At 68.8% G+C, this 25,953-nt stretch carries 25 protein-coding genes; 10 read left to right on the forward strand and 15 right to left on the reverse strand.

The features are described from left to right. Nucleotides 1–12 precede the first annotated feature (12 nt). The 3 genes from R3E10_15210 to R3E10_15220 are packed head-to-tail and all read right to left on the reverse strand — an operon-like array spanning nucleotide 13 to nucleotide 4,321. Nucleotides 13–990 carry a deoxyhypusine synthase family protein gene (locus R3E10_15210; GenBank protein ID MEZ4417100.1) on the reverse strand — a complete coding sequence of 326 codons (978 nt, stop codon included), beginning with the start codon at nucleotides 988–990 and terminating at the stop codon, nucleotides 13–15. After that, entirely contained in the window at nucleotides 987–2,591 is a 1,605-nt protein-coding gene (locus R3E10_15215) for a D-aminoacylase (protein MEZ4417101.1), read from the reverse strand. Before R3E10_15215 ends, R3E10_15210 begins: the two co-directional genes overlap by 4 nt. Next, nucleotides 2,591–4,321 carry a gamma-glutamyltransferase gene (locus R3E10_15220; protein MEZ4417102.1) on the reverse strand — a complete coding sequence of 577 codons (1,731 nt, stop codon included), beginning with the start codon at nucleotides 4,319–4,321 and terminating at the stop codon, nucleotides 2,591–2,593. The genes R3E10_15215 and R3E10_15220 overlap by 1 nt, the downstream gene beginning before the upstream one ends. A 147-nt stretch (nucleotides 4,322–4,468) precedes the next feature. Here R3E10_15220 and R3E10_15225 point away from each other — a divergent pair, with 147 nt between their 5' ends. From R3E10_15225 to R3E10_15235, 3 genes are all read left to right on the forward strand, one after another. After that, a complete protein-coding gene (locus R3E10_15225; protein MEZ4417103.1) occupies nucleotides 4,469–6,199 on the forward strand; it encodes an ABC-ATPase domain-containing protein in 1,731 nt (576 codons plus the stop codon). After that, nucleotides 6,196–7,422: a hypothetical protein gene (locus tag R3E10_15230; protein MEZ4417104.1), complete on the forward strand. Its 1,227-nt coding sequence runs from the start codon at nucleotides 6,196–6,198 to the stop codon at nucleotides 7,420–7,422. Before R3E10_15225 ends, R3E10_15230 begins: the two co-directional genes overlap by 4 nt. Before the next feature lie 158 nt (nucleotides 7,423–7,580). Further along, nucleotides 7,581–7,769 carry a hypothetical protein gene (locus R3E10_15235; GenBank protein MEZ4417105.1) on the forward strand — a complete coding sequence of 63 codons (189 nt, stop codon included), beginning with the start codon at nucleotides 7,581–7,583 and terminating at the stop codon, nucleotides 7,767–7,769. A 197-nt stretch (nucleotides 7,770–7,966) separates the two neighbouring features. Here R3E10_15235 and R3E10_15240 read toward each other — a convergent pair whose 3' ends face one another. Next, nucleotides 7,967–8,593 carry a hypothetical protein gene (locus tag R3E10_15240; GenBank protein MEZ4417106.1) on the reverse strand — a complete coding sequence of 209 codons (627 nt, stop codon included), beginning with the start codon at nucleotides 8,591–8,593 and terminating at the stop codon, nucleotides 7,967–7,969. Nucleotides 8,594–8,856: 263 nt separating this feature from the next. Between R3E10_15240 and R3E10_15245 the strand changes: the two genes are divergently transcribed. Next, on the forward strand, nucleotides 8,857–9,525 hold the full coding sequence (locus R3E10_15245; GenBank protein MEZ4417107.1) for a metal-dependent transcriptional regulator: 669 nt from the start codon (nucleotides 8,857–8,859) through the stop codon (nucleotides 9,523–9,525). A 43-nt stretch (nucleotides 9,526–9,568) separates the two neighbouring features. Here the strand turns inward: R3E10_15245 and R3E10_15250 are convergent, their stop codons facing one another. The 3 genes from R3E10_15250 to R3E10_15260 all read right to left on the reverse strand — a co-directional run bounded on the left by R3E10_15250 (nucleotide 9,569) and on the right by R3E10_15260 (nucleotide 13,990). Beyond that, on the reverse strand, nucleotides 9,569–10,654 hold the full coding sequence (locus R3E10_15250) for a zinc-binding dehydrogenase (GenBank protein MEZ4417108.1): 1,086 nt from the start codon (nucleotides 10,652–10,654) through the stop codon (nucleotides 9,569–9,571). A 70-nt stretch (nucleotides 10,655–10,724) separates the two neighbouring features. Then, a complete protein-coding gene (locus R3E10_15255; GenBank protein ID MEZ4417109.1) occupies nucleotides 10,725–11,630 on the reverse strand; it encodes a hypothetical protein in 906 nt (301 codons plus the stop codon). Next, on the reverse strand, nucleotides 11,627–13,990 hold the full coding sequence (locus R3E10_15260; protein MEZ4417110.1) for a TonB-dependent receptor: 2,364 nt from the start codon (nucleotides 13,988–13,990) through the stop codon (nucleotides 11,627–11,629). The genes R3E10_15255 and R3E10_15260 overlap by 4 nt, the downstream gene beginning before the upstream one ends. A 64-nt stretch (nucleotides 13,991–14,054) precedes the next feature. Between R3E10_15260 and R3E10_15265 the strand changes: the two genes are divergently transcribed. Next, nucleotides 14,055–15,122, forward strand: coding sequence for a pyridoxal-phosphate dependent enzyme (locus tag R3E10_15265; protein ID MEZ4417111.1), 1,068 nt, complete (start codon nucleotides 14,055–14,057; stop codon nucleotides 15,120–15,122). 101 nt (nucleotides 15,123–15,223) lie between these two features. On the opposite strand, the gene R3E10_15270 is transcribed toward R3E10_15265, so the two are convergent. The 3 genes from R3E10_15270 to crcB form a co-directional block, all read right to left on the reverse strand. Beyond that, nucleotides 15,224–15,982 (reverse strand): spondin domain-containing protein, encoded by a 759-nt coding sequence (locus tag R3E10_15270; GenBank protein MEZ4417112.1) that lies wholly within the window; start codon nucleotides 15,980–15,982, stop codon nucleotides 15,224–15,226. 435 nt (nucleotides 15,983–16,417) lie between these two features. Beyond that, nucleotides 16,418–17,266, reverse strand: a complete 849-nt coding sequence (locus tag R3E10_15275) for a methyltransferase domain-containing protein (protein ID MEZ4417113.1) — start codon at nucleotides 17,264–17,266, stop codon at nucleotides 16,418–16,420. Beyond that, nucleotides 17,266–17,655, reverse strand: a complete 390-nt coding sequence (gene crcB, locus R3E10_15280) for a fluoride efflux transporter CrcB (protein ID MEZ4417114.1) — start codon at nucleotides 17,653–17,655, stop codon at nucleotides 17,266–17,268. The genes R3E10_15275 and crcB overlap by 1 nt, the downstream gene beginning before the upstream one ends. Nucleotides 17,656–17,791: 136 nt before the next feature. Here crcB and R3E10_15285 point away from each other — a divergent pair, with 136 nt between their 5' ends. After that, the gene (locus tag R3E10_15285) at nucleotides 17,792–18,319 is read left to right on the forward strand and encodes a DUF2231 domain-containing protein (GenBank protein ID MEZ4417115.1); all 528 of its coding nucleotides are present in this window, start codon (nucleotides 17,792–17,794) and stop codon (nucleotides 18,317–18,319) included. A gap of 59 nt (nucleotides 18,320–18,378) precedes the next feature. Here the strand turns inward: R3E10_15285 and R3E10_15290 are convergent, their stop codons facing one another. From R3E10_15290 to R3E10_15305, 4 genes are read right to left on the reverse strand one after another with little or no spacing between them, the layout of a single operon-like run. Continuing rightward, nucleotides 18,379–19,224: a VOC family protein gene (locus R3E10_15290; GenBank protein MEZ4417116.1), complete on the reverse strand. Its 846-nt coding sequence runs from the start codon at nucleotides 19,222–19,224 to the stop codon at nucleotides 18,379–18,381. Nucleotides 19,225–19,243: 19 nt separating this feature from the next. Further along, nucleotides 19,244–20,455: a threonine ammonia-lyase gene (gene ilvA / locus R3E10_15295; protein ID MEZ4417117.1), complete on the reverse strand. Its 1,212-nt coding sequence runs from the start codon at nucleotides 20,453–20,455 to the stop codon at nucleotides 19,244–19,246. Nucleotides 20,456–20,499: 44 nt separating this feature from the next. Continuing rightward, nucleotides 20,500–20,907, reverse strand: coding sequence for a hypothetical protein (locus R3E10_15300; protein MEZ4417118.1), 408 nt, complete (start codon nucleotides 20,905–20,907; stop codon nucleotides 20,500–20,502). 36 nt (nucleotides 20,908–20,943) lie between these two features. Further along, nucleotides 20,944–22,185 carry a DEAD/DEAH box helicase gene (locus R3E10_15305; protein ID MEZ4417119.1) on the reverse strand — a complete coding sequence of 414 codons (1,242 nt, stop codon included), beginning with the start codon at nucleotides 22,183–22,185 and terminating at the stop codon, nucleotides 20,944–20,946. Between the two features lie 80 nt (nucleotides 22,186–22,265). On the opposite strand from R3E10_15305, the gene R3E10_15310 reads away from it, so the two are divergent. Together R3E10_15310 and R3E10_15315 are read left to right on the forward strand one after the other, a co-directional pair. Continuing rightward, nucleotides 22,266–22,742 (forward strand): low molecular weight protein-tyrosine-phosphatase, encoded by a 477-nt coding sequence (locus R3E10_15310; protein MEZ4417120.1) that lies wholly within the window; start codon nucleotides 22,266–22,268, stop codon nucleotides 22,740–22,742. After that, the gene (locus tag R3E10_15315) at nucleotides 22,739–23,635 is read left to right on the forward strand and encodes a fructosamine kinase family protein (protein ID MEZ4417121.1); all 897 of its coding nucleotides are present in this window, start codon (nucleotides 22,739–22,741) and stop codon (nucleotides 23,633–23,635) included. The genes R3E10_15310 and R3E10_15315 overlap by 4 nt, the downstream gene beginning before the upstream one ends. Before the next feature lie 48 nt (nucleotides 23,636–23,683). On the opposite strand, the gene R3E10_15320 is transcribed toward R3E10_15315, so the two are convergent. Further along, nucleotides 23,684–24,889, reverse strand: coding sequence for a pyridoxal phosphate-dependent aminotransferase (locus tag R3E10_15320; GenBank protein ID MEZ4417122.1), 1,206 nt, complete (start codon nucleotides 24,887–24,889; stop codon nucleotides 23,684–23,686). Nucleotides 24,890–25,080: 191 nt separating this feature from the next. On the opposite strand from R3E10_15320, the gene R3E10_15325 reads away from it, so the two are divergent. Both R3E10_15325 and R3E10_15330 read left to right on the forward strand, forming a co-directional pair. Further along, a complete protein-coding gene (locus R3E10_15325; protein MEZ4417123.1) occupies nucleotides 25,081–25,641 on the forward strand; it encodes a DsbA family protein in 561 nt (186 codons plus the stop codon). A 7-nt stretch (nucleotides 25,642–25,648) separates the two neighbouring features. Next, the gene (locus tag R3E10_15330; protein MEZ4417124.1) at nucleotides 25,649–25,951 is read left to right on the forward strand and encodes a hypothetical protein; all 303 of its coding nucleotides are present in this window, start codon (nucleotides 25,649–25,651) and stop codon (nucleotides 25,949–25,951) included. Nucleotides 25,952–25,953 lie beyond the last annotated feature (2 nt).

The raw sequence follows: 25,953 nt of genomic DNA on the forward strand, positions 1-25,953 counted from the left end.
GCGCCCCACCCCTCAGTCCTGCAACAGGTACCCGAAAATCAACGGTGCCACGATGGTCGCGTCCGACTTGACCAGGAACTTGGGCGTATCGGCCTCGAGCTTGCCCCAGGTGATCTTCTCGTTGGGCACCGCCCCCGAATAGCCACCATACGACACCTCGGCGTCGGTGATCTGACAGAAGTAGCCCCAGAACGGCACCTCCTGCTCCAGATCCTGGATGATGCACGGCACCGCGCAGATGGCGAAGTCACCGGCGATGCCTCCCCCGATCTGGAAGAAGCCCACCGAGGGCGTGCCCTCGGCGGCGCCGTTGTTCTTCATGTACCACTCGACCAGGTGGTGGAACTGCTCGGTGCCGCTCTTCACGCACGAGTGGTCCGGCAGGGTGCCGTTGATCACGCGGGCCGCGAAGATGTTGCCGGTCGTCGAGTCTTCCCACCCCGGCGCGTAGACAGGTACCCCCTTCTCCATGGCCGCCAGCAGCCACGACTCGGAGCGATCCACCTGGAAGTGCTCGTCCAGGCGCCCGCTCCTGAGAGCCTCCATCAGGAACTCGGCCGGCGTGCGGCGGATGCCATTGGCGGAAGCGTGCTTCCACTGCCGGACCAGCTCCGCCTCGATGTAGCGCACCACGTCTTCGGGGATGCAGGTGTCGGTGACGCGGTTCATCCCGCGCTCGTAGAGGGCCTGCTCGTCCCCCGCCGAGAGTGCACGCCAGTCATGGATGATCTCGTAGGTCTTGTTGCCGACCAGATTGAAGACGTCCTCTTCCAGGTTGGCGCCCGTGCAGGAGATCGCGTGAACCATGTCGGCGCGGATGAGCCGGGCCAGGATCACGCCCAGCTCACCGGTGGACATGGCGCCCGCCAGAGAGACGAGCATCTTGCCGCCCTTCTCGATGTGGGCCTCGTAGGCCTGGGCGGCCCAGAGCGCCTCGCGGGCGTTGAAGTGACGGTAGTGCTTCTCCATGAACGCGCGGACACTGCTCATTGGTGGGCGTCTCCCTCCTGTGTCGCGCCGGGGCGCGGGTGCTGGAGGACCTTCCCGTGAAGGCCCCCCGTGAAGCGGCCATCCGTGATGGCGGGCTGGCCGTTGACGAACACGTGGACCATGCCTTCGGCAAGCTGGTGGGGCTCGGTGTAGGTGGCACGGTCGTTGACACGGGCCAGGTCGAAGACGACCACGTCGGCGGCCAGACCCTCTGCGATGCGCCCCCGGTCCGTCATGCCGAACACCTGGGCCGGCAGGCCCGTCATGCTGTGGATGGCCTGCGGTAGCTCGACGACGCCCTCCTCCACGACATAGCGGCGGAGCTTGCGCGCGAAGGCCCCGTACGAGCGCGGATGCGGAACCCCTTCGTTCATGGGCACCAGATCACCGTCGGACGACGTCATCGTCCAGTGCTGGACCATGAAGGCGCGCACGTCGTCCTCACTCATGTTGAAGGACACGATCGAGGCCGATCCCTGCCGGATGATGTCGAGCGCGACATCGAGGGGATCCCGCCCTTGTTCCGTTGCGATCTCCGACAGCTTCCGGCCCTCGATGGCGGGGTCGGGCGTGAAGCGGCGGAACTGGATGCGGTCGGCCCCACCCCGACGGGCGAGGTTCTCCACCATCTCCGTACGGATACGGCGCAGCGTACCCGGGTCCGCCAGGCGAGCGCGCAGGGCATCACGCCCCCCCGCCTGGGCCCAGCGTGGCAGCAGGGCCGCATCCAATCCGGTGGCAGATGCTTCGTAGGGGTACTGATCCGCCCAGACGGGCAGGCCCTCCACTTCGCGCGCCGCGCGGATGTGCTCGATGATCTCGTCTGAGGTGCCCCACACCGGCGGGCCCAACGCCTTGATGTGCGTCACCACGGCCGGGATGCCGGCCTGGCGGGCCACATCGATCACTTCGTCCACGGCGGCCACCACGCCGACCGTGTAGTTGGACTCGTCGCGGATGTGGCTTTCGTAGGCTCCTCCGTACTCGGCCACCACCTTCGCCAGCTCGTTGATCTCGTCCGGCTTGGAGAACGAGCCCGGCACGTAGAAGGTCCCGCTCGACAACCCCCAGGCGCCCGCCTCCATACCGGCGCGCACCAGGCCTTTCATCTCGTCCATCTCCTCCGCCGTCGGTGCGCGGTCCTCCGAGCCCAGAACGGCTCCGCGTACGCTGCCGTGTGAGATGAAGGGAGCGGCATTCACGCCGAGGCCGTGCTCCAGCAGCGCCGTGTGTTGCGCCGCGATGTCCACAGGCCCGCCGCCATCCGGATTGATGAAGACGGTTGTGAGACCCTGCGCGAGCAGTGGCTGGGCGTGACTCAACTCCGCGCTTGCCAGACCGGGGCCGGAATGGGAGTGCACGTCGATGAACCCGGGCGCCACCACCAACCCGCTCGCATCGATGACCGTGGCGGCCTCGGCGCCAGACAGGTCGCCGACGGCGGCGATGACTCCGCCTCTGAGGCCCACGTCCGCGTCCCGGGCCGGCGCACCCGTGCCATCGATCAGCGATCCTCCACGGATGAGCACGTCGTAGGGCTCGGCGTCGGCGGCACAGGCCGCTGCGCCGAGCACGAGGGCAACCGTGAGCAGCCGTCGCATCAATGACCTCCTGTCTTCATGGCGCCGTCCGCGGCCCCGCCCCAGCGCGGATCCGCCACACCAAGCAGGGTGCCGTCCGCTTCGATGCCCACGGCGTGCACACGCGAGAACGAGGTGGGACTGGGGTTGGCTTCGGCTTCGATGTCCAGGCTGTTCAACAACGCCAGCGCCGAGCTCTCGGTCCAGGACGCCACCGGGCTTGTCTCCAGTTCCCAGGGCCCTGGGCCGCTACGACCCATGTTGGGGAAGAACCGGGCTCCGGCCACTGCGTCCTCGAGGGACTCCCCACGATCCATCAGCCGCGATGACACCTCGACGACACCGGCGATGATGCGAAGCCCGCCGGCGGCGCCCAGTGCCCAGCGTGGCGTTCCGTCCTTCTCGATCATGAAGGGCGAGATGGCCGAGCCCGCCCGCTGGCCGCGCGCGATCGGTCCGAGATATCCGCCCAGTGTGGCTGCGTAGGTGAAGCCCAGGCCCGGTGCCACCACCTTCGAGCCCATGGCCGGACCGAGCGATTGGGTGAGCGCGATGATGCGGCCGTCCGCATCGGCAGCGGTGAGGTGCGTGGTATGCTGGTGTGCCGACCAGAATTCGGGAATCCCGCCCATGGGGAGGGCCATTCCCAGGCCCGCGGCGGCCACCCCCACCGCCGCGGGTAGCCGGATCTCGCGTGCACGGCGCACGGCCCACTCTTTCGAGGTCAGCACATCGGCGCGCTCCTCCTCGAGCTGCACGCCGCCGTAGTAGTCCTCGAAGCCGAGCATCAACGCCTGCCCGACCACCGCCATCCAGGCTTCCTCGTCCAGGCTGGGCACGTCGAGGGTCTCGAGGATCTGCAGCGCTTCGATCACCGTTCCGCCGCCGGCGGGTACGTCCGAGCCGACGAGTTCGAAGCCCCGATAGGTGCCGCGCAGCACGCGCGAGTCGACGACGCGGTACTGCGCGAGGTCGGCAAGCGTGACGAACCCTCCGTTCGCCTCCATGTCGTCGACGATCTGCTCGGCGATGGCTCCCTCGTAGAAGACGCGCAGGCCACCCTCCGCGATGCGCTCGAGCGTCCGGGCCAGATCCTCCTGGACCAGGCGGTCCCCGGGTCCGTAGGGCGTACCGTCCGGCTTGAAGAAGTACCTGCGGCCACCCTCCGATTCGGCCAGCCGTTCCGCACTTGCCACGATGTGGCCGCCGATCTCGTCGTCCAACACGAATCCCCGACGTGCGTAGTCGATCGCGGGCGCCATCACCTGGGCCAACGGGAGCGAGCCGTAGGACGCATGGACCTCGAGCGCACCGGCGACCATGCCCGGGATCCCGACCGTCGCGTAGCCATACGAGGCCTCGGGAGCGTTTTCGGAGTCGTAGGCCAGGGGCGCCTGGGTGGTGGCGTCCAAGGCCCGGAACGATCCGTCCGGCTGGTGCACCAGGACCTGCATGCGCCCGCCCAGCGACGACATGCTCGGCTCGACCACGGCCAATGCGAACGACGCGGCGACGGCCGCGTCCGCAGCATTGCCCCCCGCCTCGAACATGCGCACACCCGCGGCGGTGGCGAGGGGCGAGGCGCTGGCCAGCATCCCCCCGTTCGCGCGCGCCACCTTGGCGGTGGAGGGAAGCGCGGGACTGCCCGACCCGGACGTACGATCACCGGTGCGGTCGCACGCCACCGCGGTGACGGAGAGCGCGAGCAGGGAGACGAGTCCGGCAAGAGGCCGGGCGAAGCGGATGGGCATGGCGGTGTTCCGAGAAGACGGGCCCTGGCCGGGCAGACCGCGGGGCTCGGGCGAACTGCGAGGCTCAAGTGTGGCGTAACGCCGATTTCGGGGCAACCAAGGCGCGCTCGGTTGTCGGACCTTCACACCTGTTCGATCTTCCGGACCATGCGGACGCACGAGGAGCTGCGCCGGGCGCTGACCGCGCTCGACGGCCGAAGCTATAAAGCCTACAAGTCCATCGAAGGCGAGTGGTCGTTCGGATCGTTCCGGATCTCGGTCGACCACGTTCAGGGCGATCCGTTCGCCGAGCCGACGCGGGTCCGTGCGTTCGTACCCCCCGACCTGGCCCGGATCGCCGGAAACCTCCGCAACAACCTCCCGAGGGCCCGCGGAATCGAGTCCCTGGTGGCGCGCCGTTTCGCCCGCATCGCCGAGGCCGAATCCAAGCCGCGCGGGACCGGCAAGAGCGGCCAGATCTTCATGACTGCGCCCGGCCAGGAGGTGCTGCGCCAGACGGCGGTGCAGCTGGCACCCGACGGGTCCATCCAGGCCCGCTTCACGGTTGGCCTCCCCGCCTACGGCCGACGGATCCGGGGTGGAGCGGCTGCGGAGCTCCTGTGCGAGGACGTGCCCGCGACGATCTGGCGGGCTCTGCGCGGGGATGAGTACCGCCCCGAAGACCTCAAGGCTCACGCCGACGCCAACGAGGACGCCGATTTCCTGCGCGACTGGCTGAGCGAGCTGGGGTTGGTGGCCTTCGTGGCGGACGGGTCCATCCTGCCCCGTGCCTCCGGCGTGTCTTCACTGCCCCTCAAGACCGGACGGGTGGTGCCCTTCGATTCGCCGCCAGAGCTCCGCCTCACCGCGGAGGTGCCCAACCGGGGGCGCATCACGGGCATGGGCGTCCCCGAGGGCGTGACCCTGGTGGTGGGCGGCGGCTTCCACGGCAAGAGCACGCTGCTGCAGGCGCTCCAGTGGGGGATCTACAACCACCGTCCAGGAGACGGACGGGAGCTGGTCGTCTCCAGTGCGGCGACGGTGAAGGTGCGCGCGGAGGATGGCAGGGCCGTCTCAGGCGTGGACATCTCCCCGTTCATCGTCAACCTGCCGCTCGAGCGGGACACCCGCTTCTTCAGCACTCCCAACGCCTCGGGCTCCACCAGCCAGGCGGCGGGGATCCTGGAGGCCGTGGAGTCGGGCGCCTCCACCCTGCTGGTCGACGAAGACACGGCCGCCACCAACTTCATGATCCGGGACCACCGCATGCAGGCGCTGGTGCCCAAGGAACTGGAGCCGATCACCCCGTTCATCGACCGGGTACGACAGCTCTACGACGAGCTGGGCGTCAGCTCCGTCATCGTGGTGGGTGGCAGCGGAGACTACCTCGATGTCGCCGACACGGTCATCGCCATGGAGGAGTACACACCGAAACTGGTGACGGCCAAGGCGCGCCAGATCGCATCGATCTTCCCCACCGGACGGGTGAGCGAGGTCGTGGGCCCGATCGGACGACGCCGGCGCCGCGTCCCCGAGGCGGGCTCGATCACGGCCCGGCACGGCCGTCGCTCCTCGAACATCCGCCTGCAGGGTCGCTCCTTCTTCCGCTTCGGTGCGGACGACATCGACCTGGGCGCGGTGGAGCAGCTCATTTCCACGGCGCAGACGCGGGCCATCGCCCTGGGGCTTCTCCTGGCCAGTGAGCGTTTTGTGGATGGGGAGCGCTCGGTGCCCGAGATCCTGAGCGCCGTGCTGGAGGAGATGGACCGCCGTGGCCTGGACGCGCTGGACTCGCGGATGGTTGGGGACCTCGCCGAGTTCCGCCGCTTCGAGCTGGCGGCGGCGCTGAATCGCCTCCGCTCGCTCCGTATCGTACCGCCCGAGCCAGGGCAGGCGTGAGCGAAGGCATCCGGCCCACCACCGGACGTCGCGCGTTCGCCTGCCTGGACCCGGAGCGCGGTTGGACCCTCGGATTGGACGGCGTGCCCGCAGTACGCCGCCTGGGCTGGGGGACGCACGCCTGGAGCGTGGACGCAGAGGGGCCCGGTTGGGTGCGCTCGCGCTCGGCCCATGGAGCGGTCACGGTCTACGTGCCCATCCGCGCCCCGGCGCTGCTGCTGCGCGTGGAGCCGGAGGGCCAAAGCGGACTGCCTTCGTGGGACGGCCCCCCTCTGCCCGCGCTTCCGGACCCGCCCCACCCTCCGTTCTGGATCGCGCTGTCACGGGCCGGCGTTTCGGTGCGGACGGACGATCTCCTGGCAGGCTCGTGGCCTCGCGCCCTCGGGGACCCGGACGCCGTGCCGGAGCGCATCCGGCGCGAGCGATCCAGCGCGCTCGAGAACCGCACGCGCCTTCGCATCGAGGGAGGAGCCGATGCCCGCCGCTGCGACGCGGCGGTGCAGGCGGCGCTGAGCGCCCTGGACGGCTGGGTCACCTTGGATGCAGAGGGTCGGCCCCGGGCCGTGGCGGACTACGGTGCGGACGGCGCCCTGTGGGCGGACGCGACGGCAACGGAGCTGTTGGCTCGCGGGCTCTTGGCGGCGGGAGTCCCCGAGGACGTGGGTGTCTGGATCGAGGCCGGCCTCCTGGGCGAGGAGACGGCCGGTCGCTTTCGACTCTGGACCGGCGCCGACCAGCGCGAAGCGGAGGAGGAGATCGTCACCGACTGGAGCGCGCAGGCCGCTCCGGGGGCGGAGGGACGACCGGCCCGCCATCTGGGACAGGCTTCCGACCTGGTGCGGGCGGTGCACAGCAGCGTGGGGATCCGCCCCGACGCCCCCTACGCCCGCGTCGGGGTGGCGCCCCACTGCCCCCCGGACTGGAACGCATTCGCGCTCGAACACCTCCGAGTCGGGACCTCGGAGATGCGGGTCCGGTATCGTCGCACCGACCGCTCCCACCGCTTCGACTGCGAGCAAACCTGGGGGGTGGTGCCCCTTACGGTGGTCCTGGAGCCCTGGCTGCCCGTGCCGACGACGGCCGCGGCCCATGTCGACGGGAGCCCCGGAGAGCCCGCCCGCGAGCCGGAAGGAGGCGGGTCCCGGATCCGTCTCCAGATGCCCCTGGAAGCCCCCCGCAGTCTGGAAATCGCCGTGGAAGATGCTGTGGATCAGGACACCTAATCTATTGTCCGACAATAGATTGAGTCGGCTGTAAACATCTGTGGAAAACCGGGGCGCCCCGGACACGGATGTTTCGGGACTCTGGCGATCGGGGCAGGCGACCCGTATTTTGAGCGAGCTTTACCCGCCTTGTTTTCACCTTTCCAGGGGGGATCGAGTTGGAAGATCAGGTCGCCATCGACGCGAAGAGGATCCTGCTCCGCTACGGAGCGCCGATCGCAATCCTCGACAAGATCGCCGTGAAGGAGCGCATCGCCTTCGCTCGTCAGGTCACGCGGACCTCGCTCCCGGAGCGCGGACCGCGACTGAGGGAGCTCCTCGCAGAGGGCGGCTACCTCAGCGCCTGAAGCCGCACCGCTGCTGATGCAAGAGAGGGAGGTCCCGCAGGGGGCCTCCCTTTTCTCATGGGGACAACGGAAAGGCCCCTCCCCGCTCACGCAGGGAGGGGCCTCGAGCGGTCCGCGCCTGACCCGAGAACCACGCGCGTCACCCCTTCCTCACATCCACCACCCAGGGCTCGACGCGAACCGCTCCGATCGCTTTGCTAACCTCCGATCCCGATGCCCACCGACACGATGAAGTCGTGTAGGCGGTGTCCCGGAACCTGTGAGTCGCGGTCACTGATATAGTCCGAGATCTCCACCACGCCGCTCAGGGGGCCCAGGTCCAACTCGCCCCCAACGCCCAGATGCCAGGCGCGCACATTCCGGTCGTCCACCAGGATCTCGCCGAAGTCGGCGCGACTGAAATCGTACCGCTTCAGGCCCATACCGCCGATCAGGTAGGGCTCGATGAACAGGAGACGTAGCGGCCGCACCACCAACCCGGCCGTCGCGGCCAACATGGTGCTCCGCGAAGAGCAGACGGTGCAGCCGACCCCGGAGATGGGCACATCCGAAGACGTGGCATAGGCCAGGTTGGTCCGCAATCCCAGGAAGCCACCACCACCCCACTCCAGGCCCAGACCGTACGCTCGCGTCGATTCCTTCTTGCCCAACTCGACCGCCCCGTCCACACCGTCCGCCGTGACGGCACCGAAGCTCGTGGCAGGCACGTAGAGCCCGATCTGCGGGACCACACGGGTCTGCCCCTGGGCGGCCTTGAGGGGCACGAAGCCCGACGCGGCTGCCAGCAGGGCGGGCACCCACCTGCGTCGACTCCACACGTTCATGGCTGCGACCTCCGTTCGGGCCCATCCGGCACCTGACTCGGGAAGCGTCCAGGCGCAAACGGTGTGCCTTGGCCGGAACGGCGTGAACTCGCCATTTCCTTGAAGGGACGCCTGGGTCGCTGTCCTCGGAACGGGACGTTTCCGCGCCGCGATACAGGTCAGTTGGTTGAGGGGGCCGGGTGGCGGGACGGCGCGGACCGGTGCCGGGCGCACGTGAGGGATTTCCCGCTTCCCGCCCCGAGCCCCGATGTACATCTTGAAACATGCACGACACACACCTGTCCGGGTCCGTCGAAGACTACCTCAAGGCCATCTACGCGCTGAACGAGGGTGGGGGCCCTGCCCTCACCAACGCGTTGGCCGAGGCACTCGAGGTCCAGCCGGCCTCGGTGACCGGCATGATCAAGCGTCTGGCCGAGGGGGGTTGGGTGGAGCATGAGCCCTACCGCGGCGTCCGTCTCACCGAGAAGGGGACGCATGCCGCGCTACGGGTCGTGCGTCGGCATCGCGTGCTCGAGACCTATCTCACCCAGGTGCTCGGCTATTCCTGGGACCACGTGCACGATGAGGCAGAGCGCCTGGAGCATGCCGCTTCGGACGAACTGATCGAACGGATGGCCGCCGCGCTGGGAGATCCTGCCTACGATCCGCACGGAGCGCCCATCCCCAGCCGCAGCGGACAGATCGAGCCCGTCTGCCGCGATACCCTGGCCGATGTTCCCGAAGGCGAGCGGGCCGTGGTGCGCGAGGTCATGGATGGCGACGCTGCACCGCTGCGCTGGCTGGAGCAGGCTGGCTTGTTGCCGGGTGCGCGCCTCACGGTCCAGCGCAGGAACCTCGACGGGCGCCTCGACATCCGCGTCGACGGGCGCGGCGGGATCAGCTCCGTGCGGCCGGATCTGGCCACGCGCGTCTTCGTTACGGTCGGCTAGCCACGCCAGGTCGCGATCGCCCGGTCGTGAATCGGCCGGTCGCTCAGGGAACGATGAGCGCCTTGGTGACGCGGAGTTCCTCCACGTCCTTCAACGCCTGACCCGCCTGCTCGATCGGATAGCGAGCGCCGATCACGCGCGCGAACGGGATGCGGTGGCGAGCCACCAACGGCAGTGAGCGCGCGATGTGGCTGAAGTCCGTTCCCCACTGCCCCAGCACGCGTGCGTGCTTGCGATTGATGTCGGTGTGCGCATTGATCTCCACCGCGCCGACATCGGTGTAGTGCCCCGCGATGGTGTAGCAGCCGCCGTCACGGAGGAGACGGAACCCCTCGGGCACCGCTGCCCGCGCGCCGCTCGCCTCGATCACCACGTCCGCTCCGCGACCCTGCGTGGCGTCGCGCACCACCTGGAGGCGTTCTTCCGGATCGGAGCCACTCACGGAGAGCACCGTGTCGGCTCCCATCCCCAGCGCCAGCTCCCTGCGCGCCTCCGGATCTCCGATGGCGATGATGCGCCCGGCCCCACGGAGCTGCGCAAAGGCGACCGCCGACAACCCCACCGGTCCGATACCCTGCACCACCACGGTCTCGCCCATCGCCATCCCGCTGCGCTCGACCGCCGCGAAACCGGTGAACAGCCCGCACCCCCCGCCGATCACGTCGTCAGCGCTGAGCGTCTCCGGGAGCTTCACGGTGAGCACACCGGGCTTCAGGTGGATGCGCTCGGCCCAACCACCCAAGGGCCCGTCCGCGACCGTGTAGGTGATGCCGTACACCTTGCGGGACGCGCAGCGATTCGGCTGATGGGCCACGCGGCAGAAGAAGCACGTGTGGCAAGTCTCGTGTACGTCCAGGAAGGTGACCACATCGCCGTCGGCGAGTGGTTGCCCCAGCGCGTCCCGGTCCACTCCTCGCCGCTCCAGAACGCGGCCCACGCTCACGTGACCCGGGATGATCGGATAGGGCACCCCGGCGAGGCGGCCATGATGGAGATGGACGTCCGTCCCGCACACCTCGCTGGCCACGGTCTCGAGCAGGATGCTCCCTGGCTCCAGGTCGGGATCGGGGATGGACTGGATCTCGATGGGCCGGCCGGGCCCCGTCATGACAGCGGCTTTGATGGACATGCCGGGCAAGGTAGTCGTCGGGGGAGGTGGGGACGATGGGGGCATGGACGCCTCGGCCCCCCGACTTCCCCTATTCCAGCGTGCAGGCCGGCCGGTTGGAGGCAGGGACGTCCTGGTCCATGAACAGATAGCGCTGCACGTAGGTCCCGAAGACCCCGAAGCCGTCGCCACGCAGGCTGGGGATCCGCACCGGCCCCGAAGGATTGAAGGTGCCGCCCCGCACCCAGTTCACGTAGTTGCGGTCGGTGGCCGCGATGAACACCACGGCACCGGTCAGCGCGGGCAGCCCCTTCTGCAACTGCAGCGCGATGTCGCGATCGAGGTCGAAGCGGTCGAACACGCCGAACTCGGCCGGGAAGACGATGGTGGTGTCGTCCGCGGAGATGGCCAGCCCCAGGAGCTCGAGTGGCTCGCGGAAATCCTCGCCCTGGTAGTTGGGGAGCCCGGCGATCGACGTCTCGGTCACGTACGCCCAGGCCCCCTCCGAACGCGTCCACGCGATCTCGACCAGCGTATCGGCGGGGAGCGCACACCGACTCCCGGACGCCGTCGGGCGGATCAGATCGAAGGCTCCGGGCACGACGGTGTTCCCGACCAGCCTGCGCCCGTCGGCGGCGACGATCTCCACGGTAAGCGGATCACCGGGTTGGATGCGGGCGGAACCGGTGAGAGGCGCCCGGTAGCAGGCGGCCTCTCCGGGAGCCGCCTCCTGCGGCAGGTCGCGGCAGGCCGACGAGGCATCCGCGACCAACTCGAACGTCTGACCGTTGTCGATGCTCATGGTGACGCGCGCCGCGGGGACCGGTGCCGTATAGCGCGACGTGTGCAGGAGCGCGAGCGCCAGAGGGGCCGGGTCACCGACGCGCACGAACACCTCGGCGACCAACACGTCCTCCGGCTCCGACACCACGGTCTCGGTGAGCTCGCACGCGGACGTGAGCAACAGCCCCACCCACAGCAGGGTCGCACGTCTCATCGGAAGGAGATGTCCAGGCCGAAGGTAGGAAGCACGGGAAACATGGAGACGCCACTGCGCGTGGGCGTGTCCTTGTCGTACTCGTAGAAGTAGAACAGCACGTTCTTGCGGTTGTAGACGTTCAGGATGTCCAGATGAGGCGTCATCGTGCCCCATGACTTCTGGAACGTCTTGCGGAAGCTGAGATCGAGTCTGTGGTAGGTGGGGTACCGGTCACCATTCCGCGGGCCCAGCACCACGCCGTAGTCTCCCAGGCCTCCGTCCGGTGGCCATTGCAGCCGGCCGTCCAACGTGAGCTGCGGGGAGTAGTAGGCGAATCCGCCGAGCGGCCGCGTATAGGGCAGGCCGGTTCCGAAGTTCCAGCGCACGCCACCCTCGATTCCCTTCGGGAGGGGGACGCTCAGCACCAGGTCCGCATCCAATCGTCGGTCGAAGACCGGTGGGTATTCCACCACGGGTGCCGGCACGAGCCCTGAGTTGAAATCGGGAAAGGCACGCGCGGCGTGCAACCAGGAGAGGGCGAGCCACCCGGTGACGCCCTCGCCCGACTTGCGAACGAAGAGATCGACACCGTAGGAGTCGCCCGTCCCCGGTAGGAGGTCGTCCAGCTCGTCGTTGGGATCCTCGGCGAAGTTGTTGGTCACGACCCCGTCGAACCCGCGCGCGTAGCCTTCCAGCGAGACGAACCAGTCTTCCGCGGGATACCCTTCCAGGCCGACCTGTGCCTGGTTGGACGTCACCACGGGCGCGCGTTCGCCACTGAGCACCCACACATCGAGCCCGAGCGGCAGCTCTTCGTCCCGGATCGAGTGCAGGAACTGCGTGTAGCGCCCCACGGATGCCTTGGCCGCCCAGTCCCGCCCACGGAAGAAGCGCTTGACCGCCAGCCGCGGCGAGAGCTGCAGCGAGGTTCCGCCCGGATCGGCCTGCCATGCGTCCACGCGTCCGCCGAGCTCCACGACCCACCGCTCCGCCGTCCGCCAGGTGCCCTGTGCGAAACCACCGAGCAACCATCCGGTGCCCTTGCCCGAGGCGAACTCCGTCCCGCCCGAGGCCGCACGGTTGTCGTAGGCCATGCGTTCGGCCTTCACGCCCCCCTTCACCGTCCAGTGGTGCCAGGGGCGCGACTGCGCCTCCCCGTTGATCGTGAACAGGTCTACAGCGCTTCGGAACTCCGTGTCGCCGAAGTCGGGGAAGAACAACTCGGTGTTGAAGCGCGAGATGCCGGTGCGCAGATCGAAAGAGCTACCGTCCGGCCGCGGTTGCGACCAGCGCGCACCCAACAGGTCGTTGCCCCAGGACCAATCCACCTTGAGGGGAAAGTCCTCGTCGTTCAGCTGGCTGAAGTCGATGACGTCACGCCCGGTGTAGCCAGTCACAGTGAGGCGGCCGCCTCCCGGTGTCCATCCTTCGAACACGCCCTGCAGGTCCGTGAGGTGATACGGAAAGTTGGTGACCGGCTTCAACAAGACGTCGAAGTAGGAGCGCCGCCCCGAAAGGCGCCACCGCGAACTGGTGAGCCCCAGCTTGTCGTCCCACGTGTCGGGCAACCCACCGCCAACCGCGAGCCGGGTGGCGAGCAGAGAGATGCCGGCGTCGACATCCCACTCGCCGTCGCCCGGATCCGTCTCGATGGCCAACACGGACGAGACGCGCCCACCGTACTCGGCCGGGAAGCCCCCCGCGAACAACTCGGCGCGGGCGACCATGTCGGAGTTGAACACGGAGAACAATCCACCCAGATGGAACGGATTGAACACCGGCAATCCGTCCAGCAGGATCAGATTCTGATCGGCGGAGCCGCCGCGCACGTTGAACGCGGACGAGAAGTCCGACGTGGAGACCACGCCGGGCAGCACCTCGACCGCGCGGATGGGGTCCTTCTCCGCCACCCCCGGAATGAGCTCCAGGTCTGTGCCCGCCAGCTCCTGGGAGGTGAGGCCGACCCGGTCTTCGAAACGCGCCCGCTCACGGCTGCGCTCCACGTCGACGGAGATGCCTTCCAACTGCAGCGCCGTGGTGGTGAGCCGCACGTCGACCGTCGTGACCGCGGCGCGGGCCACCTCCACGGTCTCGAGATGCATGTCGAAGCCGAGACGCCCCACGCGCAGCTCGTACCGCCCCGGGGGGATGTCCTCCAGCCGGTAGTATCCCACCCGATCGGTCTCGGTGGTTCGGAGCGCCGCCTCCTCACCGGGCCGGAGCAGCTGCACCGCCGCTGCGAAGACCGCTGCGCCTTCGCCGTCCGTCACGCGGCCCTGCAGCGTTCCCATCTGGGCGAGCGCGCCCAGCGGACCGACGAGACACGCAAGCAGCGAGAGCGCCAGCGCGCCCGCCCAGGCGCGAAGGTCGAAGATCATCGAAGGGCTCTGAGGCGGGGACGGGATCCAACCATGGGACCCCTGGAACCCCGTCGACGGCCCTGTGGTCCCGCCCCAGGGCTTCGTGTTACCATCGGCGGGCTCCCGACTGGCCTGGTCCCTGATCTCGCTCGCGCCCATGGACTTCCGTTCCCAGCTCGACGCCCTGCCCCGCCTTCCCCTGGCAGTGACACCCACCCCGCTCCGCAGGCTGCAGGCGCTCGAACGAGCGCTGTCCGCCGGCCTGGGAAGGGCCGTGCCGCGCATCCTGATCAAGCACGACGACATGACCGGCTTCGGCTTGGGTGGAAACAAGGTCCGCAAGCTCGAGCACGAGCTGGCGCCACCGCGGCTGGAAGGGGTGACGTGTCTCATCACCACGGGAGGGCCGCAATCCAATCACGCTCGGGTCACGGCCGCGGCCGCCGCCTGGCTGGGACTGGACTGTGCGCTGGTGGTCAATGGCAGCGCCGCTGAACCGCCGCGTGCCAACGCGTGGCTCATGCGTCACTTCGGTGCCCGCATCCAGACGGTTTCCGACCGGGCCGAACGCGCGCCCGCCATGGAGCGCATCGCCCTCGAGGTGGCTCAGCAGGGTGGCAGGGCGCTGATCGTCCCGCTGGGAGCGTCCACAGCGGTGGGTGCCTTGGGGTATGCGCGGGCGTTCGTCGAACTGGACGGGCAACTGGAACCCTCGGGCCGCCCCACGCATGTGTTCGTGTCGTCATCTTCTGGAGGAACGCTCGCGGGACTCCATCTGGGACAGGGGCTGTGCGAGCGGAGCGACATCGTGATCGTCGCCGTTTCGGCCGATACCCCCGCGCCGGAGCTGCGCGCGACGGCCGAGTCCATGGCCCTCGGGGCGGCGCAGCTCCTGGGGCGTGAAGTCGAACTCCCGGCAGAGCGACTGGAGGTTCGCGACGACCAGGTGGGCCCCGGGTACGGCCAGCCCACGGAGGCATCGCAGCGCGCAGCGGACCTCTTCGGACGCTTCGGCGGAGTCGTGGTGGACCAGACCTACACGGCCAAGGCTGCAGCGGGGCTCATCCACGCGATCGAAGCCGGAGCGATCGACGCGGAGGAGCGTGTGCTGTTCTGGCACACGGGCGGGTGGCCCTCCGCCCTGCCCTGAAGTGGGACTGCGCGAACGCCCCCCGGCCGATCGACCGGAGGGCGTCAGGCGAACGAAGTGGTTGCGCCGAGGATCGCTCCCTCGAGCGCGGGCCGCCGGCCCTAACGGATGCGGCGGATCTCGACCTTGGCGACCGGGTCGCTCCAGCCGTGGATGGCGGGGATCAGATCGGCGATGCCCAGGATGCCCCCGTGCCGATGCACGACGCCGTTCTCGGCCAGCATCGGATCACTCATGCCCGTTCCGGGCACGCTGCTGGGAACGCCCGACAGCAGCGGGCAGGGCGGCACCATGTTGGCGAAGTCCTCGGTGTTGATCTCGGTGCCGGCATCGAACGAGTTCGAGTAGTAGACCTTCGTGTCGCCTACCGCGACGGGAAGCCGCACTCCGTTCAAACCGGTGAATCCGTCGTTGGTGCAGATCAACATGGCCGCGAAGGAGATCCGTCCCATCTCGCCGCGCGTCTGGATCTCGAAGCGACGCACCTTGCCCGGCCGGAGGGGTGGGAAGTCGTTCAAGGGAACCACGACCTCGCCCACGTCCGGATTCCCGGAAAGCGCCATCACCAGCGGATCGACGTTGCCGTTCTCCGCCACTTCCTTGATCTCGAAGCTGGCTGGCTCCCCAGTCTCGAAGATGGACACGCTGCGCGTGTGCGTCGCGAAGACCGGCGGCGTCAGCGCCTGACTGGACGTGAGGTTGGTGATGGTCACCTCGAAGAAGCGATCGGGATCGACCTGAGCGCCCACACTGTTCGCAGCTTCCAGGGCCGCGCTCCCGTCCAGGGTGACATCGTTCACGCTTTCCTGACAGCCGACCAAGGTGACGGCCGCGACCGCAGCCAACAGCGATCTCCGCATGGGATTCCTCCAGTTCTGAAAGACGAGGGTGGTGGAGCCCGGCGCGCGCACGTGCCGGCCGACTCCTCGAGTGCAGGCTGGGGGCCGATGGGACGCCCGGCGGAGGGGGCACCCTAAATCGTTACTATGTAGTATGTTATGGTCTACGACCCCAGGCACGGGCAGGCTCGGACCGTGTTCCACGGAACGGCGAGCGGCGGATGGAACGCGCCCGAGCACACGCCCAAGAACGAGAACGGGCCCGGCGACCGAAGTCACCGGACCCAGGAGTCCCCCGCGGATCTCACCGCCGCACGTCTTCCCGACCCGTCGCGGGAACTCCGTGTGCTCGGGACTGTGCCGTCGAGTGCACGACCGTCACACGGGATGGTCAGGTCTGTACGGGGTGAGACGCGGGTGGGTTTCGGAGGGTTGCACGTACCCCAGCCCAGCCCTTCAGGGCGCGTGCGCGACGGCGAGCAGGTGGGGGCTCACGCCGAGCAGAGCCGGCTCCGACTCGAGTCGAGCCAGGAGGGCGAACAGGAGACTCCTCCGCCTCGGATCCTCGAGTCGTGTCTCGATGTCAGCGAGCGCCGCGGCTGGACCCTCCACACCGATGAGCCCGTCGCAGATCAGGCCCGCAGCCTCGACCTCTGCCCGCAGCTCGTCCGGCCGATGGAGGGCCGCAGTGGTGAAGTAGTCGGGATGCTCACCAGGATTGTGGTGTCGCCCCGTGCGCAGGTCCGCGTCGAGGATCGACTCGAATACCGGATCGAGGTAGAGCTCGCGCACCAGCGCGTCCATGGCGGAAGCGAAGCGCGAAATGGCTGCCGCCACCAGCCGTCCGCCCGGACGCAGTACGCGCCGAGCCTCGGACAGCGCACGCAGCCGGTCGTCGGGCTCCGGCAGATGGTAGAGGGGGCCCAGCAGCAACACGGCATCGGCGCTCTGGTCCGCGAACGGAAGCGCCCGTGCGTCTCCCACCTGAGCGCTGTCGAGGGCAACTCCCGCAGCAGTGCGTCGTCCGTGGGCTACTCGAACCAGACGAGACACCGCATCCATCAGGTGCACCTGGTAGCCTCGCTCGCGGAGCCAGAACGCGTAGGCTCCGGCGGCACCGCCGATGTCGAGGATGCGGGCTGGGGCGGGAGGCAGCACCCGGCCGAGCACCTCGCGGGTACGCTCTCCCTCCAGGCGAAAAGGACCCGCAAGGCGATCCTCCTCGGCGTACGTCTCGTAGAAACGGACGACGTCCGGCCTGGGCGTGCTCCCGCCCCCCTGAGCGTTCCCCTGGCCGCCCGGCATCAGCCCTCCATCAACTGATACCCGGCCCAGGCGGCTGCCAGACCGACCACGACCTGGAGCGCTACGTTGAGGGCTGCGCGGCCGGGATGTCCGGCCTGTGCGAGCCCCACCGATTCGGCGGCGAACGCCGAGAAGGTGGTGAACCCACCGAGAAGTCCCACCAGGACGAACAGGCGCAGGGACGGGTCCGGCGAGCCTTGCAGCTCGACCATCCGACCCATCACGCCGATGCCGAAGCAGCCCACGATGTTCACGACCAGGGTGCCGAGCGGAAAGACCTGGATGGGCACCAGCCGGTAGGCCAGCACTCCGACCAGATAGCGGCCCACCGACCCCAGGAACCCTCCAGTTCCCACCAGCAGGAGCTGCGAAAGCGAAAAGCCGGTCATCGCCTCCATCCGATCCGTCATCTGCCGGAGATGGCCCCCGGCCGCGGTCCGTCCCCGTGCTCCGTCATGTGCCGGATGGGCGATCGCAGCTCCGGGCGCGAGCGTTCCAGCACACCGAAGTGCGGAGGATAACCCGATGATTCCCGATCCGCTCCATCCCGCCATCGTCCACTTCCCCGTGGTCCTGGCCGTGGCGCTGCCGCTCGTCGTCCTGTACGTGCTGGTCCGCCACCGCACCACGCCACCCACCCGCTCCACCTGGGCCGGGGTGGTGCTCCTTTCACTGGCGCTGGCCGGATCGTCCTGGCTGGCCCTCGAGACAGGAGAGGCCCAGGAGGAGACCGTGGAGGACGTGGTGCCGCGCACCGCGCTGCACGCCCACGAGGAGGCGGCCGAAGCGCTGCTGGGTGTCACGGTGATCACCGTGTTGGTGGCACTCACCGGCCTGGCCGGGGGCCGCGCCGGATCGGCGGCACGCATTGCCACCGGGGTGGCTGCGCTCGCCGTGGTCGTGGCGGGCTACCGGGTCGGGCATAGCGGCGGGGAGCTGGTCTATCGCCACGGCGCCGCGCAGGCCTACGTGCAGGGCGCGTCCAGCCAGGCGCGAATCGACCTCACGGGCCGAGCAGACCGGGACGATGACGACGACGAGCGTCATCGCTGAACGCCACGCCCGTCGGCGCTGGCCGCCCCCTCCGGGCGCCGCGCCGGCGGGCGGACCCGTCAGGCGAACGGCCCTCGGGTCGTGACCTGCAACACCGAGCCGGCGGGCTCCCGCACCTGCACGGATTCACCGTCGCGAGCGAATGGCCATCCCAACGCATCCAGGCGCTGGGCCAGTCGCTCCAACTCGTCCGCCGCACCGACCTGCATGGTCCAGGCCCTCAGGCCCGGAGCACCGGCATGGGGTTGCGGCAGTCCGAGGGAGGACCAGGTGTTGATGCCGAGATGGTGGTGGTATCCCCCGGCGGCCAGGAAGCTGGCTTCGCTCCGCCAGCGTTGCATGCGTTCGAGCCCTACCCCCTCCACGTAGAACTCCTCCGCGGCCAGCAAGTCGGACACGCGCAGGTGCATGTGGCCGATCCCCACCGTCGGCGGGGGCGGGGCGTCCGCGTCGCCCTCCCGCAGCAGGGCCTGCACATCGAGCGGATCGGTGACCATCTGCAGCGCGCCACCCTGAAACGGCCATTCGGCGCGTGAGCGGTCACGATAGAGCTCGATGCCGTTGCCTTCCGGGTCTGCCAGGTAGAGCGCTTCGCTGACACCATGGTCGGCCGCGCCCTGGAGCGGATAGCGCGCCGCCGCCAAGCGAGCCAACGCGTCCGCCAGACGGGCTCGCTCCGGGTAGAGCAGGGCCACATGGAACAGCCCTGTCGCGGGGCGCACGGTCACCGAAGGATCTGCTGGCTCGAGCGCGAGGAAGGGCACGCCGCCCCCGAGCAGCACCCGTTCAGAGGTCTCCTCGTGTACCGTCAGCCCCAGCACGTCGCGGTAGAACCTCGTGAGCTCGGCCGGCGAGCGAACGCCGAGCGTCAACGTGGCCGGGTGCGCATCCGCTGCGATCGCCATCGGGGCCACCTCTGGAAGGCTAGAGATACTCTTCGACGACGAGGCCCGCCGCTTCCAGACCGGTGACGATCTCCTCGACGTGGTCGCGCCCCCGGGTTTCCAGGTGCATCACGATCTCGACATCTCCCACGGAGATGTCGGCGAAGCCACGCCGGTGACCGATCTCCAGCACGTTGGCCCCCAGGTGGGCCACCCGATCGGTCAGGCGCGCCAACGATCCCGGACGGTCCCTCACCTTCACCATCAGACGCGCCAGGCGCCCGTCGCCCACCAGCCCACGCTCGATGATCCGGGAGAGAGTGCTGACGTCGATGTTGCCGCCGCAGAGGACAGGCACCACCACATCGTCCGCCGAGACCGGAATGCGCCCCGCCAGCAACGCCGCCAGCGGAACGGCGCCCGCCCCTTCGACCAGCGTCTTCTCGCGCTCGAGCAGCAGCATGATGGCGCTGGCGATCTCCTCCTCACCGACCGTGACGATGTCGTCGACCAGCTGCTCGATGATGGGAAAGGTCAGGTCACCCACGCGTTTGACGGCGATCCCGTCCGCCAGCGTGTCCGAAGTCTCGATATCGACGATCTCTCCGCGTTCCCGCGAGCGCAGCGCCGTCGGAGCCGCATCCGCCTCCACCCCGATCACCCGCACCTCCGGCTTGAGCGCCTTGATGGCGATGGCGGTGCCGGAGATCACTCCGCCGCCGCCGATGGGTACGACCACCGTGGTGACGTGCGGGACCTGCTCGGCGATCTCCAGCCCGATGGTGCCTTGTCCCGCGATCACGTGTGGATCGTCGAAGGCGTGGACCATCACCAGACCCTCGGTGTCGTGCAGACGCTTGGCTTCGGCGATGGCATCGGAGAACCTGGCCCCCTTGAGGACCACACGGGCGCCGTAGTTGCGTGTGCGCGTGACCTTGATGAACGGAGCCGTCTCCGGCATCACCACGGTCGAGGGAATTCCGAGCCGGGTGGCGTGCAAGGCCACGGCTTGCGCGTGGTTGCCGGCGCTGGCAGCCACCACGCCCCGCCTGCGCTCCTCGTCCGTCAGCAGGCTGAGGCGGTTGAGGGCGCCACGCTCCTTGAAGGCGCCCATCCGGTGCATGTTCTCGAACTTGAACCAGACTTCGCAGGGCAGATCGTCGACGAACGCCAGCGAGCGAGCACACGGCGTCAGCACGATGTTCCCTTCGAGGCGAAGGCGCGCCTCACGGATGTCGCTCAACGTGGGCATCGTTCGGCCCGGACCCACCGAGGGCTGGGACATGGATCGGCTCGTCAGCGAATCCGGTATCGACCCACCCGCAGGGGCGGATCCACGCGCCACATGAAGTGGAGGCGGTTTTCCCCGTCGACGAGCACGTTCTTCTTCTCGTCCCGCGTCTTGGGGTAGTCGTTCCCCTGCTCGCTCTCGACCACGAGCACGTGCCCGGCGGGAAGCTCCGCGTCGAGAGCCTCCAGCTTCTGTCGCAACTCGCTCAGCACCGACTGTTCGGCTTCGTCCTGGACGTCACCCTCGGCGTGCGCGTCCAGCTCGATCAGCTCGTCGCGCACGTAGCGATCCTCGAACTCGTCCGCAGCGATCGACGTGGCGTTGTTGCGCCGAAACCCGATCTCGGTCATGGCGCGAGCGTCGAAGTTGATGTCTACGCTGTGCAGGTTGGCACCGTATCTACGAAGGATCATCCGTCCCTGTTGGTTGGAGCGACTCCGTGGAGTCGGTTAGTCCTCGAAGCTCAGCAAGCGTGTAAGCTCCTCCGGCGACAGCTCCTGGGTCGTCTTGGAGCCACTGCGCCCGCCGCGGGTGCGTCGCGGGCCGCTGGCCGGCCCTCCGACCCCTTCGCCGCCGTAGTCGAACTCGGGAAGACTCACACGCTCGATGGGTCGACCCAAGCGATACTCGATCGACTTGAGATGACCGAGATCCGTGGCGGTCACGAAGGTGACGGCCGTCCCTACGGCGCCCGCGCGACCCGTACGCCCGATCCGGTGCACGTAGTCCTCCGGATCCAGCGGAATGTCGTAGTTCACCACGTGCGAGATCCCCTCGACGTCGAGGCCCCGCTGGGCGATGTCGGTGGCGACCAGAACACGCACGTCTCCCTGCGTGAAGCGATCGAGGGCGCGAGTGCGCATCTTCATGCGCAGGTCGGAGTGCATCACGTCCGTCTTCACGCCTTCACGCTCCAGATAGACCTTGAGCGCGTCCGCTCCCGACTTCGTGCGCGTGAAGACCAGCACCTGCTCCCAGCCCGGCTCGGCCAGGAGCTTGAGGAGCAGCTCCGGCTTCTTGGCCGGCTTCACCAGGTAGCAGAGCTCCTCGATCCCTTCCGCCGTGGACCCCGCAGGCGTCACCTCGATCCAGATCGGGTCTTTCATGATGCGGAGCGCCAGCGCATGCACGCCGTTCGGCATGGTGGCGGAGAAGAGCAGGGTCTGCCGCTTCCCCTTGAGGCGCTTCAGCACCTCGTCGATCTGCGGACGGAAACCCATGTCCAGCATGCGGTCCGCCTCGTCCAGGATCAGGACCCGCACATGCTGGAGGTCGACGTTCTTGCGCTCCAGGTGGTCGATGAGACGGCCCGGCGTGGCCGAGATCACCTCGACTCCGTTGTTCAGCGCACTCAACTGGGGCCCGAAGGGTACGCCGCCCACGATGGTGGCGACCTTGATCTTGGAGCCCTTCGCGAACGATTCGGTGTCCTCGGCCACCTGCTGGGCCAGCTCGCGCGTCGGACACAGCACCAGCGCCTGGACCACCCCGGTGGGCTCCAGCCGCTCCAGCGTGGGCAGCATGAAGGCCCCGGTCTTCCCGGTGCCCGTCTGGGCAATGCCTACGATGTCCGTCCCTTCCAGGGCGGACGGGATCGCCTTCACCTGGATGGGCGAAGGTGTGCTCCATCCCAGCGCCTCGACGGCCGCCAGGCTGGACTCGGAGAGTCCCAGGCTCTTGAAGTCTGACATGTGGGTAATGTATAGGCGACGGCGCCCACGCGTAGGGTGTCTCCGTTTCGACGATCGCGGCCGCCCAGGGGAACACACCCGTGCAACGGACCTCCGTCCTTTTCGTCTGCCTCGGCAACATCTGTCGCTCACCACTCGCCGAGGGCGTGTTCCGACACCTCGTGGAGGAACGTGCGTGGAGCGAGCGCTTCGAGATCGACTCGGCTGGCACCGGAGGGTGGCACGTCGGCGAGCCCCCCGATCCGCGCTCCCAGGCCGTGGCCCGTTCACACGGAATCGTGCTGGACAGCCGAGCCCGCCGCCTGGAACCCGAGGATCTCGACCGCTTCGAGTGGGTGCTGGCCATGGACCGCGAGAACCTCGCGGCCCTTCGTCGGGCGGCAGAGCGCATCGGCGGGGGGCAGGCGCGCCTGCACCTGCTGCGCGAGTTCGATCCCGAGGCCGGCTCCGATCTGGAGGTGCCGGACCCCTACTACGGAGGGAATGACGGCTTCGAGCAGGTGTACGCCATGATCCGCCGCGCCTGTGAAGAGCTGCTGGTTGAGATCTCCGAGTGAGCCGGGGCGAGCCGAGCCTGACCGGCCTGCCCGCGAGCCTGCGGGCGACTGTGCAAGATCGCCTCGGCTCGCCCATCCGCGACGCGCACCCCGTCTCCGGGGGCTGCATCCATGACGCCCGGCTTCTCGAGCTGGAAGGCGGGTCCCGCGCGTTCCTGAAGTGGGGTGCGCGGCAGGACCCCGAGATCTTCGTCGCGGAAGCGGAGGGATTGGACGCGCTGCGCGTCGCTGGGGCACCGCGCCTCCCGCAGGTGTTGGGGGTGTCCGCTGCGGGCGAGGGGCCCGGTTGGCTGCTCCTCGAATACATCGCGCCCGGGCGTCCCGGCCCCGCCTTCCACGACCAGCTGGCCGTTGGCCTGGCCTCGATCCACCGCGCCGGGACCGGCCCAGCGGGGTGGCACCGACAGGGGTGGATCGGGCCTCTCGACCAGGACAACCGCCGCAGCCCGGACTGGCCGGCCTTCTGGCGGGACCGGCGACTGCTGCCCCAGCTGGAGCGCGCGCACCGAGAGGGGTTGCTCGACCGGTTGCGCAGCCCGTGGCCGGAGCTGCTGGACCGCGTGGAGGTGCTACTGGCCCATCGGTCCGGAGCTGCCCGGCTGCACGGCGATCTGTGGAGCGGCAACGTGTTTGCGGACGGCGCCGGTGAACCCGTCCTGATCGATCCTGCCGTCTACCACGGGGACGCGCTCGTGGACCTGGCCATGGCCTACCTGTTCGGCGGCTTCGCGCCGCGGTTCTTCCGAGCCTACTACGAGGCGGCGGAGCTGGACGAGGAGTCGGAGCGGGAGCGGGCTCTGTACCAGCTCTATCCCCTGCTGGTGCACGTCAACCTGTTCGGCGGCAGCTACGTGCGCGCCGCGCTCCGCAGCGCGAGCCTCGTATTGTCCTGAGCGGCCGCGGGCCTGCGACGACGGGACGCCCCGCTGTGTGACGCTTCCCTAACGGACGCCCGCGCCTTGGGCGCCCAGCACGCGGGCCATGCGATCGATGGCCTCTTCGAGGAGCGCATCGGAGGTGGCGAAGCTCATGCGCGCGTAGCGCGCGTCTCCGAACGCCTCACCCGGCACCAGGGCCACGCCCACCTCCTCCAGGACCCGAGTGCACACGTCGGCGGCGCTGGACAGGGACTCGCCGAACGCGCCATCCACACGGAAGTAGAGATAGAACGCTCCGTCCGGGCGCACGTAGCTGACCCCGGGAAGTTTCTCTTGCACGCGCGTCGTGACCAGATCCCGCCGACGACGAAACGCACCCAGCATCTCGGCGACGGCTGCGTTCATGCGCTGCGGGTCCTGATAGGCAGCCAAGGTGGCGTACTGGCTCGGCGCCGCCGGATTCGATGTGGTATGGCTCTGCAATGCCGTCATCTTCCGGGCCAGATCGGGCTCGGAATACGAGTAGCCGATCCGCCACCCCGTCATCGCGACGGCCTTGGACGCACCGTTGAAGAGGACGTACGGACCGAGCGAGTCCGGGGGCAGGGAAAGCACACCGGGCGCACGTCCGCCCGGCCCGAAGTAGATCCGTTGATAGATCTCGTCGGACAGCAACACGACGTCGTGGTCACGCGCCCACTCGGCGACTGCCCGCAGCTCCTCCGCCGTGTAGACCGCACCGCTGGGATTCGACGGTGAACTGAACAGCAGCCCTTTCGTGTTCGGAGTGCGTACGCGCTCCAGGTCCTCGGGTGTGAGCTTGTGGTCGCGGGACTCGTCGCCGCTCACGAAGACGGGGGTGGCCCGGGCCAGCGTGATCATCTCGGGATAGCTGGTCCAGTAGGGCGTGGCCACCAGGACCTCGTCCCCGGGCCCGAACAGACAGAAGCACGCGTTGAAGAGCGGCTGCTTGGCGCCGGCCCCCACCACCACGCCCTCGGCGTCGAGGGGGCGGCCGGCCTCGTCCTCGTGGTAGCGGGCGATCGCCTGTCGAAGCTCGGGGATGCCGGGCGTGGGTGTGTACCGCGTCCGGCCCGCGCGGATCGCCTCGATCCCCGCTTCGGAGATCCAGTCCGGCGTATCGAAGTCCGGCTCACCGGCACTCAGATCGATGATGTCGCGACCCTCGGCCTTCAGGCGCTTGGCCAGGGTGCTGACCGCGATGGTGGCCGAGGGCCGGAGTTGGGCGATGTTGCTGCTGAACCGCACGGAGAACCTCGGATCCAGGTGTAGGACGCTCTGCACAGGCGGGGCACCGCGGGTTTGGAGCGCCACGCTCCGGGCCTGAGGTGGGGCGCGCCGCTGGGCCCGCGCCGTCGACGGCCAGTATGGGTCCCCGAGCGGGGTGCCGCCATCCCAAAGGCGGTGAAAGCACCCTCAGCGGGCTATCTTCGAAAACCGTGCCGTCACCCATTCGGTTGTACTTCGACTACGTGGACCCGCTCGCCTGGCCCGCCGAGGCGCGGGCCCGGGAGCTGGCCGCCCTAGGGTTCACCGTCGAGCACATCCCCTTGGAGCTCCGGGCGCCCCCGGCCCCCCTGCTCGCCCCGGAGGAGCTGGCGGACCGGCAGGCCCAGGCCGCCCGCCTGGGTCCGCCTGGACTGGCGCCCCTCCCGCGATTCGTGCCCTGGACCCGAAAAGCGCACGAGCTGGCCATGATGGGCCGGGAGAAGGGGGTCTTCGACAGGGTTCACACCGCCCTGCTGACTGCCCATCTTTGCAGGGCTCTGGACATCGGGCGCATCGACGTGCTGGTGGAGTTGGCCGCCGGGCTCGGTCTGGACCGGACCGAGGCGAAAGCGGTGCTGGACGTCGACCGGCATGCGGACGCGATCGCCCGTATCCGAGAGCATGCGCTCTCGGCCGGCATCGCCACGGTCCCCTGGTTCATGGTCGGCGAACGGAGCTTCCCGGGCGTCCCCGACATGGCGGCGCTCGTGCACGCAGCACAGGAGGAGTGAGAGGGAGATGGCAGGCTATCGGAGAAAGACGGCGCTGACGCCGGGTGAGGTGCTGTCGCGTGCGGAAGAGATCCTCCCCGACATCCTCGGTTTGAGCCGAACCAAGAGCTCGACGCACGGCGCCACCTACTCGGGCGCCGAGGGCACGGTTTCCCTCAACGCGCACGGACACGGCTACTACACGGAAGTGGTCGCATCGACCGACCGCCTGCGCACGTCTCGCATGGACTACGAGATCCAACGCTTCCTCAACCGTCTCCCGTACGAGCCCGGCGACCGCGCCGGCTCTACCGCGGGCGCACAAGCGTGACG

Source organism: Gemmatimonadota bacterium (assembly GCA_041390105.1).
GTDB lineage: Bacteria > Gemmatimonadota > Gemmatimonadetes > Longimicrobiales > Gaopeijiaceae > JAGQIF01.

What these genes read in the sequence shown, in the direction of transcription:
- R3E10_15210 (MEZ4417100.1), bottom strand. Translation starts at nt 990, where the DNA reads ATGAGCAGTGTCCGCGCGTTCATGGAGAAGCACTACCGTCACTTCAAC.
- R3E10_15215 (MEZ4417101.1), bottom strand. Translation starts at nt 2,591, where the DNA reads ATGCGACGGCTGCTCACGGTTGCCCTCGTGCTCGGCGCAGCGGCCTGT.
- R3E10_15250 (MEZ4417108.1), bottom strand. Translation starts at nt 10,654, where the DNA reads ATGTCCATCAAAGCCGCTGTCATGACGGGGCCCGGCCGGCCCATCGAG.
- ilvA (MEZ4417117.1), bottom strand. Translation starts at nt 20,455, where the DNA reads ATGCCCACGTTGAGCGACATCCGTGAGGCGCGCCTTCGCCTCGAAGGG.
- R3E10_15245 (MEZ4417107.1), top strand. Translation starts at nt 8,857, where the DNA reads ATGCACGACACACACCTGTCCGGGTCCGTCGAAGACTACCTCAAGGCC.
- R3E10_15220 (MEZ4417102.1), bottom strand. Translation starts at nt 4,321, where the DNA reads ATGCCCATCCGCTTCGCCCGGCCTCTTGCCGGACTCGTCTCCCTGCTC.
- R3E10_15305 (MEZ4417119.1), bottom strand. Translation starts at nt 22,185, where the DNA reads ATGTCAGACTTCAAGAGCCTGGGACTCTCCGAGTCCAGCCTGGCGGCC.
- R3E10_15285 (MEZ4417115.1), top strand. Translation starts at nt 17,792, where the DNA reads ATGATTCCCGATCCGCTCCATCCCGCCATCGTCCACTTCCCCGTGGTC.
- R3E10_15275 (MEZ4417113.1), bottom strand. Translation starts at nt 17,266, where the DNA reads ATGCCGGGCGGCCAGGGGAACGCTCAGGGGGGCGGGAGCACGCCCAGG.
- crcB (MEZ4417114.1), bottom strand. Translation starts at nt 17,655, where the DNA reads ATGACCGGCTTTTCGCTTTCGCAGCTCCTGCTGGTGGGAACTGGAGGG.
- R3E10_15225 (MEZ4417103.1), top strand. Translation starts at nt 4,469, where the DNA reads ATGCGGACGCACGAGGAGCTGCGCCGGGCGCTGACCGCGCTCGACGGC.
- R3E10_15260 (MEZ4417110.1), bottom strand. Translation starts at nt 13,990, where the DNA reads ATGATCTTCGACCTTCGCGCCTGGGCGGGCGCGCTGGCGCTCTCGCTG.
- R3E10_15270 (MEZ4417112.1), bottom strand. Translation starts at nt 15,982, where the DNA reads ATGCGGAGATCGCTGTTGGCTGCGGTCGCGGCCGTCACCTTGGTCGGC.
- R3E10_15255 (MEZ4417109.1), bottom strand. Translation starts at nt 11,630, where the DNA reads ATGAGACGTGCGACCCTGCTGTGGGTGGGGCTGTTGCTCACGTCCGCG.
- R3E10_15290 (MEZ4417116.1), bottom strand. Translation starts at nt 19,224, where the DNA reads ATGGCGATCGCAGCGGATGCGCACCCGGCCACGTTGACGCTCGGCGTT.
- R3E10_15330 (MEZ4417124.1), top strand. Translation starts at nt 25,649, where the DNA reads ATGGCAGGCTATCGGAGAAAGACGGCGCTGACGCCGGGTGAGGTGCTG.
- R3E10_15240 (MEZ4417106.1), bottom strand. Translation starts at nt 8,593, where the DNA reads ATGAACGTGTGGAGTCGACGCAGGTGGGTGCCCGCCCTGCTGGCAGCC.
- R3E10_15300 (MEZ4417118.1), bottom strand. Translation starts at nt 20,907, where the DNA reads ATGATCCTTCGTAGATACGGTGCCAACCTGCACAGCGTAGACATCAAC.